This is a genomic window from Brevibacillus sp. 7WMA2 (assembly GCF_010748895.1).
Taxonomy (GTDB): domain Bacteria; phylum Bacillota; class Bacilli; order Brevibacillales; family Brevibacillaceae; genus Brevibacillus_B; species Brevibacillus_B halotolerans.
Window position 1 is genome coordinate 4,803,289 of record NZ_CP048799.1, and the last position, 16,283, is coordinate 4,819,571.

Annotated in this window: 5 protein-coding genes; all 5 read left to right on the forward strand. The window is 40.9% G+C overall.

Annotation, left to right across the window (positions count from 1 at the left end):
* The first annotated feature begins 13 nt into the window (after positions 1–13).
* The 5 genes from GOP56_RS20730 to GOP56_RS20750 all read left to right on the forward strand — a co-directional run bounded on the left by GOP56_RS20730 (position 14) and on the right by GOP56_RS20750 (position 16,251).
* On the forward strand, positions 14–7,489 hold the full coding sequence (locus GOP56_RS20730; protein ID WP_163246513.1) for a non-ribosomal peptide synthetase: 7,476 nt from the start codon (positions 14–16) through the stop codon (positions 7,487–7,489).
* A 60-nt stretch (positions 7,490–7,549) separates the two neighbouring features.
* Positions 7,550–8,272, forward strand: a complete 723-nt coding sequence (locus GOP56_RS20735) for an ABC transporter ATP-binding protein (protein ID WP_003335199.1) — start codon at positions 7,550–7,552, stop codon at positions 8,270–8,272.
* Between the two features lie 19 nt (positions 8,273–8,291).
* Positions 8,292–9,773 (forward strand): hypothetical protein, encoded by a 1,482-nt coding sequence (locus GOP56_RS20740; protein ID WP_101667534.1) that lies wholly within the window; start codon positions 8,292–8,294, stop codon positions 9,771–9,773.
* A 134-nt stretch (positions 9,774–9,907) separates the two neighbouring features.
* Positions 9,908–10,921, forward strand: coding sequence for an aldo/keto reductase (locus GOP56_RS20745; RefSeq protein WP_096886609.1), 1,014 nt, complete (start codon positions 9,908–9,910; stop codon positions 10,919–10,921).
* A gap of 86 nt (positions 10,922–11,007) precedes the next feature.
* Positions 11,008–16,251 carry an SDR family NAD(P)-dependent oxidoreductase gene (locus tag GOP56_RS20750; protein WP_163246515.1) on the forward strand — a complete coding sequence of 1,748 codons (5,244 nt, stop codon included), beginning with the start codon at positions 11,008–11,010 and terminating at the stop codon, positions 16,249–16,251.
* Positions 16,252–16,283 lie beyond the last annotated feature (32 nt).

Here is a 16,283-nt window from a genome sequence, read left to right on the forward strand (position 1 = left end):
GGAGAAGATTAACTTGATTAATACCTCAGACGTCAAAGACATTTATAGTTTATCCCCGATGCAACGAGGAATGTTGTTTCATACATTAAAAGACAAAGAAAACCTTGCCTATTTTGATCAGACAACTTTTCAAATAGAAGGTGACATATGTGTCGAATCCCTTGAGAAAAGTTTTAACGAGCTGATTCGCAAGTATGATGTTCTGCGTACGATCTTTTTATATCAGAAATTAAAAGAGCCGATGCAGGTTGTGTTAAAGGAGAGAACAGCAAGCATTCATTATGAGGATTTCTCTATGAAGAGCGAGTCGGATAAAGAAAAGGCTCTTCGAGTAGCAAAACAGAGGGACCGGGACGAGGGCTTTGACCTCTCCCGGGACATCCTCATGCGGTTATCTTTATTAAAAGTCGCCCCTAACCAATACGAATTAGTGATCAGTAGCCACCATATTATCATTGATGGATGGTGTACAGGAATTTTGTATCAGGAGCTGTTCTATTTTTATCAATGCTTCGTAGCAAATCAACCTATCCCTGCTGAGAAATCGATTCCGTATAGCAGATATATTCGTTGGCTTGAAGAACAGGATGAAGAGGAAGGAAAAGCCTATTGGGGTGAATATCTACAAGATTTCGAGGGGGCATCTGTTATCCCTAAGCAAAACGCTAAGGGAGAGAAGGAAGTATGCTCCATTGATAAGGTAACCTTCCACTTTGATAAAAAGCTGACGGAGGAACTGGTGCAGGTAGCAAAAGCTTGCCAAGTAACAATAAGTACCTTGTTTCAAACAATGTGGGGCATCCTGCTCCAAAAGTATAATAACTCGCAGGAAGCTATATTTGGATCGGTTATTTCAGGAAGATCACCAGAGATTCCTGATGTGGAAAAAATAGTTGGAATTTTTATTAATACCATTCCTGTTCGCATTCGTACATTGGACAAGCAAACCTTCAAGGAATTGCTGATCCAGGTTCAGGAGGCATCTGTCAACTCTGAAAAATATAATTATCTAACATTGGCTGATATTCAAGCGGTTACCGGATCGAATCATGCACTTATCCATCATATTGTGGCATTTGAAAATTTCCCGATTGCCTCGGACAGCTTCGTAGATTCGAGTGAGTCCGATTCAGAAGAATTGAAAGTTGTGAACGTCATAGATGATCATGAAAAGACCAACTTTGATTTTAGTGTGCAAGTTCAGCTTGATACAGAGTTACTAGTAAAAATCTCTTATAATCAACATCTTTATCATAGAAGCTTTATTGAAAATATCTTTCATCACCTGCAACAGATTGCTGGGTCTATCATTCATAACCTAGATATTCAAATAAATGAGATAGCTATTGTTTGTAAGGAAGAGAAGAAACAACTATTACGCTATTCCACTCCAGCCAAGTCAGATTTTCCAATGGATAAAACCATTCATCAGCTATTTGAGGAGCAGGTATCACGGACACCAGAGCAGATCGCGGTCGTTTTTAAAGGGGAGTCCTTCACCTATCGCGAGTTAAATGAAAAGGCAAATCAATTGGCATGGGTGCTAAGAAAACGGGAGGTAAGACCTAACGAGATCGTTGCGATCATGGCAGAGCACTCTCTAGAGATGTTGGTTGGGGTGATTGGGACTTTAAAGGCAGGAGCAGCCTATCTTCCTATTGACCCATCCTACCCAGAAAAAAGAATCGCTCATATGCTACAAGATAGCAAAGCGGAGCAACTACTTATCCAGCCTCATTTGAATATGCCACAGGACTTTAAGGGAAGTGTCTTATGGTTAACAGAAGAGAGCTGGGCGAAGGAGAGTACGACCGATCTGCCGCTTGCAACGAGTGCAAATGATCTAGCATACATGATTTATACCTCAGGCTCAACAGGACTGCCGAAGGGAGTTATGGTTGAGCATCAAGCCCTGGTTAATTTAGTTATGTGGCATAACGAGGCATTTGGCGTAACCAAGACTGATCAATGCACGAAATTGGCGGGATTTGGATTCGATGCGTCGGTGTGGGAAACCTTCCCTCCGCTTATACAGGGAGCTACGCTTCATGTGTTAGAGGAATCGAGACGCGGGGATATTTATGCTCTGCATGAATACTTTGAAAAGAATGCGATCACCATTAGCTTCTTGCCTACTCAATTAGCCGAACAATTTATGGAGCTTACAAGCAGTACATTACGTGTGTTACTCATTGGCGGTGACCGAGCTCAAAAGGTTAAAAAGACAGCGTATCAAATCATAAACAACTACGGTCCAACCGAAAATACAGTAGTTACGACGAGCGGCCAACTGCATCCTGAGCAGGATGTCTTCCCTATTGGAAAGCCGATCACCAATCACAGCGTTTATATTTTAGATCAGAACAGACATCTTCAGCCGATCGGAATACCTGGCGAGCTGTGCGTCAGTGGTGCAGGGCTTGCTAGAGGCTACCTCAATCAGCCTGAACTCACCGTAGAACGCTTTGTTGATAATCCTTTTGTACCTGGAGAGAGAATGTATCGCACAGGGGACTTAGTTCGTTGGAGAATCGATGGTAGCATCGAATATCTGGGAAGGATTGACGAGCAAGTCAAGATTCGAGGATACAGAATTGAGTTAGGTGAGATCGAAACAAAGCTTCTTGAACATCCTTCCATTAGTGAGGCGCTCGTCGTGGCTCGAAATGACGAGCAAGGTTATACCTATCTATGCGCTTATATGGTAGCGACTGGGGCCTGGAGCGTATCTTCATTACGTGAGCATTTAATCGAAACATTGCCCGAATATATGATTCCAGCTTACATGATGGAAGTGGAAAAAATGCCGCTTACGGCAAACGGAAAGGTAGATAAGCGAGCGTTACCAGTGCCTGATAGGCAAAGAATGAACGAATATGTGGCACCTGCAACAGAGACAGAGGAAAAGCTAGTTCTACTGTTCCAAGAGATTTTAGGACTTGAGCGTATTGGTACTAAAGATCACTTCTTTGAATTAGGGGGACATTCGCTGAAGGCGATGATGCTTGTGTCTCGTATGCACAAGGAGCTAGGTGTGGATGTGCAGTTAAATGAGATGTTTGCTCGTCCAACGGTTAAAGACCTAGCTGCTTACATAGATCAGATGAATGGCTCTGCTTACACAGCAATTCAACCAGTGGAGGAACAGCCTTATTATCCTGTTTCTTTTGCACAAAGAAGAATGTATGTTGTACAGCAAATGAGAGATAGTGAAACAACGAGCTATAACATACCGGTTACGTTTGAGCTAAAAGGAAAGCTACATCTGGACAAGCTGAGAGAAGCGTTACAGATTCTGGTTCTACGACATGAAAGTCTGCGTACATCCTTTCATATGATTGATGAAAATCTTGTTCAAAAAGTGAATAAAGATATTTCATGGGATTTAGAAGTAATAGAAGCTCAGGAGTCAGAGATAGAAGTAAAACTGGAGGAATTTATCAGACCGTTCCATTTAAGTGAGGCTCCGCTTTTCAGAGCTCGTTTAATTTGCTTGAATCCACAGCATCATCTTTTGAGCTTGGACATGCATCATATTATTTCAGATGGAGTATCTATGAACCTGTTCCTACAGGAATTCATGACACTCTATCAGGGAGAAGCATTGCCAGCGCTCTCTATTCAATACAAGGATTACGCCGTATGGCAACAATCAGACAAGCAGCGAGCTAGATTAAAAGAGCAGGAAAAATATTGGTTACATCATTTTTCTGGAGAGCTGCCTACCTTAGAATTGCCAACAGATTTTCCACGCCCTGCAATACAGCAATTTGACGGAGATGAATGGGCGTTTGAAATGAATGCTGATCTTTTAGCGAAGGTCAAACAGATCTGCTCTAGCCAAGGCACGACGTTATATATGACGCTTCTCGCTGCTTATCAGGTGTTCTTAGCCAGATATACCGGGCAGGAGGATATCATTGTAGGTTCTCCAATTGCTGGACGTTCTCATGCTGATTTGGAAAACATGATAGGTATGTTTGTCAATACATTAGCTTTGCGCGGTAAGCCAAAGGCAGATCAATCCTTCCTCTCCTATTTAAAACAGGTAAAAGAGACCGTATTCCAAGCATACGCGAACGCAGAATATCCATTTGAAGAGTTGATTGAAAAACTCGATTTAGAACGAGATATGAGCCGTCATCCGCTATTTGATACCTTGTTCTCTTTGCAAAATATGGAAATATCTGAGTTCCAAATGAATAAGCTAGAGATTTTTCCTTATGAAACGGGACAAAAGAATGCAAAATTCGCTCTTAGCTGGTTAATAGCAGAAGGAGAGTCCCTTTATGTAACAATCGAATACAGCACCAAATGCTTTAAGCGAGAAACCATTAAACGCATGGCAAGTCATTTTGAAAAACTGCTAGCCCAAATTGTTGAGCAACCGGAAGCGCGCATTGGCCATCTGGAGTTAGTAGCAGATGCGGAAAGAAAAATGTTACTGGAAGACTTTAATCTGACAAAAGTCGACTATCCACGAGAAAAAACAATTCAAGAATTATTTGAAGAGCAGGTGGACAAAAACCCTGATCAAATCGCGCTTATATGTGGAGAGCAACAGTTTACCTACGAACAATTAAATGTGAAATTTAACCAATTAGCTCACGTATTAAGAAGAGAAGGCGTTCAACCTAATCAGGTAATAGGGCTAATTACGGATCGATCGCTGTCGATGATTGTAGGTATTTTTGGAATTATAAAAGCAGGTGGGGGCTATCTGCCAATCGATCCGACCTATCCAACCGAAAGAATTCAATACATGCTTGAAGATAGTCAAACTCACCTATTGTTGGTACAACACAGAGACATGGTTCCAGCAGGTTATCAGGGAGAGGTTTTGATAATAGAGGATGAGATAAGTCGAGATGAACAAGTAGCTAACATAGAATTGATCAATCAGCCGCAAGACTTGGCTTATGTCATGTACACATCTGGCTCTACAGGTAAACCAAAGGGGAACCTGACTACTCATCGAAACATTATCAAAACGGTATACAATAACGGATATATTGAGATAACGACTGAGGATCGTCTTTTGCAGTTATCTAATTATGCTTTTGACGGCTCTACCTTTGATATATTCAGCTCGTTATTACACGGAGCAACGCTGGTACTGGTACCAAAAGAAGTGATCTTGAATCCAACAGACTTGATTACATTGATACGCGAACAGCAGATCACTGTATCGTTTATGACTACCTCATTGTTTAATGCATTAGTGGAACTGGATGTAAGCAGTTTCCAAAATATGCGCAAGATCGCATTTGGAGGAGAAAAGGCTTCCTTTAAGCATGTGGAAAAGGCATTGGATTTCCTCGGAAATGGACGATTGGTGAATGGATATGGTCCCACAGAAACAACCGTTTTTGCTACAACCTACACTGTGGATGAGCGCATAAAGGAATGGGGGATTATACCGATTGGTCGACCGCTACATAATACCACGATCCACATTTTAAGCACTGATGACAAGCTACAGCCAATTGGAGTCATTGGAGAGCTGTGCGTAAGCGGTGAAGGATTGGCACGCGGTTACCTTAATCTACCAGAGTTAACGATGGAGCGATTTGTTGAAAATCCATTTAGACCTGGTGAAAGAATGTACCGCACAGGGGACTTGGCTCGTTGGTTACCAGATGGGGTTCTTGAATATGTAGGACGCAAGGATGAACAAGTGAAAATTCGCGGACATCGCATTGAGCTTAGTGAAATTGAAACAAGAATATTGGAGCATCCCGCGATCAGTGAAACGGTTCTGCTAGCCAAGCGAAATGAGCAAGGCAGCTCATACCTGTGCGCTTATATTGTTGCCCATGGCCAATGGAATGTCCAAGAATTGCGCAAGCATGTAAGAGATGCTTTGCCAGAACACATGGTGCCTTCTTATTTTATTGGCTTAGACAAACTACCACTTACCTCCAATGGTAAAGTCGACAAACGAGCATTGCCAGAACCAGAGGGCAGCTTGCAACTGACTAGAGAAATTGTCGCTCCACGCAATGAATCTGAAAAACAGTTAGTTGAAATTGTTGCTGAGGTTCTGGGACTAGAAGCTAGTGAAATAAGTATTACCGATAATCTTTTTGAGCTAGGTGGACATTCCCTAACGATTCTAAGAATCCTTGCTAAGGTTCATACATGTAACTGGAAGCTTGAAATGAAAGACTTCTATAATTGCAAGAACCTTGAGGAAATAGCAAGCAAGGCATCTGATATGCAGGAAAATCAAAATCTGTCTGGCAGTGGCTCAGTCTTTAAAAAGGGTGGGAAGAAATCAATCCCGGTAGTACCCGTCTGCGATAGACAAAAAGAGATGGAGCATGTTTTATTGCTCGGCTCCACTGGCTTCTTAGGTATTCATTTGCTACATGAGCTGCTACAGAAAACAGAAGCGACAATTCTTTGCGTCATTCGTGCAGAAAATGATGAGGCTGCTATGCAACGACTACGCAAAAAAATTGATTTTTACTTTACCTCACAGTACAGTAGCTCTCAAATTGATGAGTGGTTTACCCGCATCCAAATCATTCACGGTGATATTACGCAAGACAACTTTGGATTAGAGGCAAAACATTACGAGTCACTAGGAGCTGTCGTTGACACTGTCATTCATACGGCTGCATTGGTGAAGCACTACGGGCACTATGAAGAGTTTGAAAGAGCAAATGTACATGGAACTCAGCAAGTAGTTACCTTTTGCTTGAACAATAAATTACCAATGCACTATGTTTCAACCCTGAGCGTTTCGGGAACCACCGTTGAAGAAGCAACAGAGCTTGTAGAATTTACCGAGAAGGACTTTTATGTTGGTCAAAACTATGAGTCAAATGTATATCTGAGAAGTAAATTTGAAGCCGAAGCCGTACTTGTTGGCGGAATGGAAAACGGACTCGATGCACGTATCTACCGGGTTGGCAATTTAACAGGACGCTTTCAGGATGGATGGTTCCAGGAAAATATCAATGAAAATATGTTTTATCTCCTATCGAAAGCCTTCCTTGAGCTTGGAGGTTTTGATCAGGAAATTATGCAGGGTATGGTTGATTTAACCCCTATTGATATATGTGCACAAGCTATTATACACATCATCAACAGCAAAGGAATTGAGGAAAGAGTCTTCCATTTACAGAATCCGCACTTGGTAACATACGATGATATGTATCGTGTATTTGAAGGGCTTGGCTTTTCTAGACGGGTACAAAGTCGAGAAGATGTTACACGTGAACTAGATGTAATGATGTCTCAGGGTAATGAAAAGCTATTTTTGGCTGGGATTTTGACCACGATGTTGGATGATGTAGAGCGTGCTGAACAATTTAATGTTGCAGTCGATTCAAGTAGGACATTGCAGCTATTAGAGGATACCTCGTTTACCTATCCTGTTCCTGATGATGAGTATTTGCGCAAGCTGGCTATGCATATGATCAAAGTTGGGTTTGTTACTCCTAATCATACTGTTGCTGAAAAGATAGGAACTAGTCGTTAGCGCTATGCTAGCGACTGGTTCCCAACCTAAATGAATAGCTAAAGGAAGGAGAGGGAACCCATGGCAGTCATTGAACTAAAAAACCTTACGAAAAAGTATAATGAGGTCTATGCTGTTGATCATCTAAATATAGAAGTACCTCAAGGACATATTTATGCGTTTTTAGGTAGCAATGGGGCGGGAAAGACAACCACAATTAAAATGATGACGGGCCAATTGAACCCTTCAGAGGGAGAGGTTCTATTTCTAGGACGCAATATTTGGCAGGATCGTGAGGCAAGAAGAATTGCGGGCTATGCTCCAGACGTTCCACTTCTTCATGAAGGATTGACAGCCAGAGAAATGGTACGCTTTGTGGGGGCTCTTTATGATAGTGACGAAGATCTGAATAAACGTGTTGACACGTTGTTAGAACATTTTGAGCTGGCAGATAAAGCAGACCAGCTTATTAAAGAATACTCATTAGGAATGAAACGAAAGGTTTCGATTGCTTGCGCATTGATTCATCGCCCCAAAATCTTGCTATTAGACGAAGTTACGAATGGATTGGACCCAAAGGCGACCCGTGAAGTGAAAAATTATATTCGACATTTTGCCAAAGAAGAGGGTGGTACTGTTTTTATTACAACCCATATTTTGGACATTGTTGAAGAATTAGCCGATACCATTTCCATCCTGCATAAAGGAAAAATCAAAGTGACGGGAAGCATGGAAGAATTGCGCCATGTGGCAGGCAATGAAGAAGGTCGATTGGAAGATATCTTTTTATCCGCTATCGAGTAGTAGGAGGTGACAGAATTGTATGTGGGCACAAACGAAATGGATTAGTTTCTTTTACACAAGACCCTTCTTTAATCGCTTTTTTATCCATAGTCCTTCTAAATGGATCATTTATGTGGGCTTGGGAACCATTGCTATTGCCATGTACTTTTCGGAGAATTTTGGGCAGCTTCTCTTACATGCCAGTCTCAGTGCTAGATTGATGCTTCTCATAGGGGAATGTATTTTTGTCGGTTTGCTTCGTGGCATGAATACGTTGACACAACAAATGTACGCTGATCGATTACTGACATTGTTTTATGTATCGGGAGTTTCTCCGTTTCGGATGATCCTTGGGCAATCTACTTCAAGTCTACCTCTGTACACGTGGTCATCCATTATGATTGCTATTCCATTAACGATTGGCTATTCCGCCATGGAAAGAGTTCTGTATGTTTTGTTATTCCTAGTTGTTTCTCTATTGATGATTTGGTTAACAGACATCTTAAGCCGATTTTTAATGGTTCTGACCATGCGGTTTTTCCCTATTATTGTCAAAACATTCGTAGGTATCTCCTCACTTGCCTATGTTGCTTTAATTGGCCTATTGGTTTGGGCATTGATTGAGGTTGAAACAATTTCTCCAGAAGCTTGGCAGAGCTTAGAGCGTTTTATGGTATATGTTTTGTGCATTTTCGCGGTCGGTCTTGGAGCGTTGTTTCTATTCTCTGAACAAATTGGAAGGTTTTATTACGAAAGCTGGCTGAACCATGCGGAGTCGCAAGATAGGACCAGACCAGAAACACAGGAAAATCTATCGAATTTGGTCAAAAACGCTCATGATGCCATCGTTTTTAAAGACATAACGCTATTAATAAGAAACCCCATCACAAAAATCCGCTTCTGGTTTTGGGTGATTGCTATTATTACTGGAGCAGTTGTAGCGAAGTCGGGCGTGGCCAGTTCCTTTTTAACGGAAGCGAACCAAGCCTATTATGTCCTGTTGTTCGTTTCCCTGCTTACAGCACTCGTTTTTGGTGAGATTGTATCAGCTCTCTACCAATTTGAAGAACAAAACTACATTCTTTATTATGTAGCGGCTGTAAAGGGAAGTACGATTTTCTGGGCAAAAACAATGATAGCTTCGCTCTTGGTGGTAGCCCCAGCGATTATAGGTCATCTCATTCTAGCCATTGTCCTGCAATTCTCTTTCATGGAGTGGCTACTAGGTGGATTCCTTATTCTTGGCTTTACCTTTGGCTCCATAATCGTTCAATTAAGTATAGCCTCCCTTGATAAGAAGGGGAGAGGTGGAGTTAATCTTAAAGAAGGCTCGGAAGAAGAGGAAATGCTTAAGCAATCCCCGAAAAAGCCAATTGCCATCGTATCGTCTATTATGGGATTGATTTATCTAGGCGTATGTCTTTGGTTATATTGGATCAATATTGGCATTCCCATTCTAGCAACAATCGTACTGCTTACCTTGCTATTGAGTCTGGTTGGAGTTCGTTATAGCGCGAGATAAAAAGAGAATAATGTAATTTTGTGTCATAAATTGACTTTTAAGGTCAAAAATGTAAATATTAAAATAAGTTGTGTTCTACTTCATTTGTCTACTTATCTGTCAAGAGTGAAAAATATGATAGCGGAGGTCGTTTTATGGATTATGTACAATTAGGTTCATCTGAGTTAAAGTGCTCCCGTATTGGATTAGGAACCTGGGCCATTGGCGGTTGGGCTTGGGGAGGTACCAATGAAAAAGATGCCATTCAAGCGATCCATCGTGCTTTCGATATCGGGATAAATACGTTAGATACAGCTCCCATTTATGGATTTGGTTTATCAGAAGAAATATGCGGTAAAGCTATTAAGCAATATGGTCAAAGAGACAAAATTCATATCGCCACCAAGGCTGGCGTAGAGTGGGTAGGAGAAGAAGGCGTTTACTGGTGCAATTCCTCTAAAGAGCGTATTCTTCAAGAGTTCGAAGATAGCCTACGCCGTTTGCAAGTAGACTATATTGATTTATACCAGCTTCATTGGCCTGATCCGGGCTTACCGCTTGAAGAAACAGCAGAAATTTTTGCTCAGCTTCATAAGGAAGGCAAAATTAGAGCGATTGGGGTAAGTAATCTTTCCATTGAACAAATAGAACAGTGGCAAAAAGTAGCCCCGCTTCACAGTAGCCAAAACAGACTTAATCTGCTTCAAACAGAACATAAGGATACCTTCCTTTATTGCGATAAGAATCATATTAACACCATTACGTGGGGAACATTGGCACAAGGCCTGTTGACAGGAAAATTCACGAAAGACTCCACATTTGCTGAAGACGATTTACGCCATGGATATCCTTTATTTGCGCCAGAATATTTTGATCAGTATCTACAAGCAGTGGATCGTTTAAAAGAAATAGCTCAAGAAAAAGGAAAAACAATGGCACAACTGGCTGTACGTTGGACGTTAGATCACCCTGGAGTAAGCATATCTCTTTGGGGGGCAAGGAAGCCGTCTCAGTTAGACGAGGTATCTGGAGTAATGGGATGGTCTCTTTCAGCACAAGATGTAGAGCAAATTGATCAAATCATAAAAGAATCTCTGCATGATCCATTCCATGATCCGACATTGGGGCCACCTACTAAGGAAGAGTGGCAGGAGATGGGAGTTCTGTAAAAAAGAAAATACCTTAGTTCTTCTTCATGGACTAAGGTATTTCTGTATAGATTTTTCATGATACGAACATAGAGCAGGAGGAGACAATGAGTATACAAAAGCAATCTCAGATCGTTTTGGATATGGAGAAGAGTCTTAAAGGCCTAGAATATATCGATGAAGTTCGTGTGGTACAGGAAGAAAAAAATATAGGCAACCGAATATTGCATGCAAAAGATTTAATCCCAACCATGATGAAAACGGACAGGGTAAAAGTAGATACACCAAAATCAGAGCTGCTGCGGCAAAGCGAACGGATTGAAAGCTCTCTTCCCTTAGCAATTAGTCATGGGGATGAATTAAAGAGAACGTCTAGCAGTCCTACTACGTTAATTGATGTATTACTCAATGCTGCTAAGCTGGAGGATAAGGGAATCATCTATGTTTTGGATAACGGAGATGAAATTGAAACGAGCTATCGACAGTTATTTGAGCAAGCTAAGCGCCTATTAAAGGGACTGCGGAACATGGGGATCAAGCCTCAAGATCGGGTTATTTTTCAATTTCAAAAAAATCAAAACTATGTTCCTATGTTTTGGGCTTGCGTATTAGGTGGGTTTATTACTGTACCGGTTGCTACGTCTACCTCGTATGCAGAAAAGAATGCTGATACTATGAAGCTATACAATATCTGGAACATGTTAGATAAGCCAGTCATCATAACGGATGAAGATTTGCTGGAGGAAGTTAACAAGTTATCGGCAGTTTGGGAAACAGAAGAGTTTGTTATCAGCACGGCTGAGCAGTTAATGAATAATGATGAGGAACAAGAATTTTATACGTATCAAGAGGAAGATTTCGTCCTGTATTTGTTAACCTCGGGTAGTACTGGTTTGCCTAAATGCGTGCAGCATAGAAATGCTAGTCTGGTGGCGCGATCAATGGCCACAGCACAATTTAACCAATTTGACAGCGAAGAGGTTCTTTTATGCTGGATGCCATTAGAGCATGTTGGCGGATTGGTCATGTATCATATTTTAGGTGTTTATTTAGCCTGCCAACAGATATTACCACGAGTAGATTCATTTATTTCTCAGCCGCTGAATTGGTTGCATTGGATGGACAAGTATAAGGCTACCTTAACATGGGCTCCTAATTTCGCCTTTTCTCTGGTAAATGACCAAGAAAAGGCTATTGAAGAAGGTAGCTGGGATTTATCCAGTGTCAAACATATCTTAAATGGTGGAGAAGCAATTGTTGCTAAGACAGCTAAGCGATTTTTATCCATATTGCGTAAACATCAACTCCGTGACGATTGCATGTACCCCTCTTTTGGAATGTCTGAAACCTCTTCCGGTATTGTATTTTCCAAAACGTTCCGCAGTAAGCCTCAATCCGGCGTTCATTATGTAGATAAGATTTCATTTGAAACCCTACTTCGATTTGTAGATGATACGGAAAAAGAACATATTTGCTTTACAGAGGTAGGAGGACCAATCCCGGGTGTAAGTGTTCGAATTGTTGACGATAATAACCAGTTGCTACATGAAAATCATATTGGCCGCGTGCAAGTCACAGGCCCTACAATCATGGCAGGCTATTATCAAAATCAAGAGGCCAATCAGGAGGCCTTTATTGGAGATGGCTGGTTTTTCACAGGGGACCTAGGATTCCTCAATGAAGGTCGATTAACCGTTACAGGTCGTCAAAAAGATATCATTATTATGAACGGCAAAAATTATTATAATTACGAAATTGAATCATTAGTAGAAAGTGTTTACGGGGTTCAATCTACGTTCGTAGCCGCCGCAGCGTTTATTGATACCTCCAAAAGCGTTGAGGAGCTAGCGATCTTTTTTACTCCTATAAATAATATAGATGAAAGATTCCTAGGTTTTATCATTACAGAAATTAGACGAACAGTAAGTAGGAATTTAGGTATAACACCGAAACACATCATTCCGATTAGGAAGGAAACCTTTTCGAAAACGGAATCTGGAAAAATTCAACGAAATAAATTCACGGAGAGACTATATGCTGGGGAATTTGATGAGATTATAAAGCAAATAGAGACACAAAATGAGGACCCGCATCAAACCTTTCCAGAATGGATGTATGCAAGAAAGTGGGAAGAACGCCCTATTTCTGTACTAGCCTCCCCGCTTCCGCAAGAAACGTATCTTATTTTCCGCGATAAATTAGGGCTGGGAGATCAATGGTCAGCCTTGTCTCAGAATGGTTCTAGCACGATGATTATAGTGGATCAGGGAGAAAGCTTTAAAAAGCGAGGAGAATTCCACTACGAAATAAACCAGCATGAGCAAAAGGATTATCAGTTACTATGTGAGGAACTAAAAAAAGAATCGGTAATCATTCATCATGTTCTACATCTATGGACATATCAGGAGGACTTGGATGAAGCAAAAAAAGAGCTGTCCTATTTAAAAGAAAGTCAATTTTTAGGTAGCTTTAGCCTTATTTTCTTGTTACAAGCTTTACATAAAGAAGTAGGTATGCCAAAAACGTTGACATTCGTTTCTTCCAATGTATTCTCGTTAGAAAATCCTGAACATTCAGCTTACGAGAAAGCAACAATTCCAGGAATCATTAAGACAATGAAGCATGAATTTCCTAATACAATCGCTAAATTTGTAGATATAGACACGAACCATCCTCCTTATCATCCATTGCAAGCGTTACAAGCAGAGCAGGGGCTTCCGGACGAGGAAAGCGTGGTTATTTATTCAAAGGGCAAACGATTTGTCCCGAAACTGCAACAGGTAAATCTTCAAGAAGCTAACAAAAAACCATTGCCGCTGGTAGAAAAAGGATTTTACGTCGTTACAGGTGGTCTTGGCGGGGTCGGCAAGCAAATTGCTCACTATTTGATTCAAAAGTTAGATGCAAATATTCTACTACTCGGAAAGACTGCGCTTCCAGGTGCAACTGACACAAATACCGGTACACAGAGTGAGCGCTATCGAGCACTTCGCGAATTAGAGAAGCTGACTACTAGAGAAAATCAAATCATCTATAAAAGCACGGATTTATCAGATGCAACAGTATTGGAAGAGGCAATTCATGAATCAATGTTAGGTATGAATGCGGAAAAAGTGGATGGCATTATTCATTTAGCTGGCGTCTATTATGAAAAACCATTATTGGAAGAATCTATTGAATCACTGGAACATATGTATGAATCTAAAGTAGCTGGAACCTATCTATTAGGCAAATTGGTTGAAAAATACCCTGAAGCTATTTTGGTTACCTCCTCTTCCTCCAGTGGCTTGTTATCAGGCTATGGAGTGGGAGCCTATACTTCCGCCAATATGTTTGTGGAGACATTTACGGATTATGTAGCACAAAAACGTGATGGCGTACAGTGCTTTGCATGGAGCTTATGGAATGATATCGGTTTAGGGCAACAATTTACAGATATGAAAGATTTATTGATAAGAAAAGGACATCAACCGATCTCTGCACAAAAAGGAATCTTTTCATTTGAAGTAGGCTTGATGCTTGAACATAACATGCTGTATATCGGGCTGAATAAAGGGGTTTCCGAAATTGCAACGCTATGTTCTGAGGTGGTAGAAAAGGAACTAGTAACGACGGTTTATTTCTCCACTACCCATAATCAATTCTCCTTATCTGAAATGTACAACACTATTAGATTACACACCATTGATGAAAAGGGCCATTCCACAAAGGTTATTTTTAGACAGGTCGATCAGCTCCACTCAGATCAGGCTGAGGATCACCTTGTAAGTAATAACCGAAGAGTGGAAGAGGAAATCAAGCAGCTATGGTCTGAAATCCTACAGGTCGACCAGCTTCAGGCTTTTGATAGTTTCTTTGATTTGGGAGGAAGCTCACTAAAGGCAACGCAATTACTCTCCTCTGTACAGTCACGTTTTGGTGTAGCCATTCCTCTAAAGGTATTTTTTGAAAATCCTACAATTAAGGGATTAATCCATCGCATGGGAAATGTAGCTGGGACCAAGGCCAACGTCATGCGAATCTATGAGCCAGCTAAAAAGAGGGAAAAGATCATCGACTTATCTTCATCGCAAAGAGGGCAATGGTACTTATATCAAACGCGGCCAGACAGTCCTTTTTATAACATCACCTTCACTCTTACCTTTGAGGAAAATGTGAATAGACAAGCTTTATTAAAAAGCATACAGGCGGTTATTCAATCACAGGAAGCACTACGTTCCGAAATCAGAATGATCGAGGATGATCCAAAGCTATTTATCCACGATACCTATGTAGTGGGGATACCGATTATCGATTTATCCTCCTATCCTTTGGAACAAAAAGAACAGAAACTGGCAGCCTTGATTGATACGGAAGCAAACACTCCTTTTCAAATGATGCAGGAGTCTCTGTCAAGGTTTACCCTTATTCATGTTGGCGACAATGTACACATCCTATTGGGAAGCATGCATCATATTATTTCAGACGGCTGGTCAATACATGTATTTACCAAAGAGCTATTACGTTTTTATAAGGAAATACAAGAAAACGGTGTGATTGATAGGAAAGAGCTAGATTATACCTATACAAACTATCTGCTAGACCAAAAGGAATGGCTGACAAAAGAGAACCCAGAATATGCTGATCAACTATATTATTGGAAAGAGAACTTGGCAACTGAAACAGCACCATTAACCCTGCCTATTCAACTCTCACGCCCAGCTATTCAAAGCTATCAAGGGATGACCATTGAACAGCTTGTGACCCAGGAGTTAACGCAAAACATCATGGAAGCAAGTAAACATATGAAATCTACACCGTATATGTTTTTACTTTCTACTTTTGCGGCGCTATTATTCCGCTATTCCGGGCAGGATACCTTCCGTCTTGGGACGGTTTTAGCGAATCGGAACATGCCGCAAACAGAAAAGATTATCGGCTATCTAGCCAATACGGTGATACTATCCTTTGATTTCAAGGAAGAGCTCACTTTTGACCAATTACTAGATAAGGTAAGAGGAATGGCGTTAGAAGCGCATGATAATCAGAATGTCCCACTAGAAACTGTTTTACGTGAGTTACAAGTAAGGCATACTGCCGATATGGCGCCTTTGTTCCAAATTGTCTTCACAATGCAAAATGCGGTACAGCATCTCTATCAAAATGAACAAATAAAAACCTACTTGGACATTGTTTCCAATAAAACCTCTAAGTACGATCTAAGCTTACATGTTTATGAAGAGGAGCACCAATTGCGACTTAAGCTGGAATTCAATACCGACTTATTTGAAGAAGAAGCAATGAAAACCTTGTTGGGACATTACCTGAATTTTATTCAAGTGATCACCAACGATAAGGTACACACAGGATAATCCAGAAAGAAAAAACGCTCAACAATGTCTGC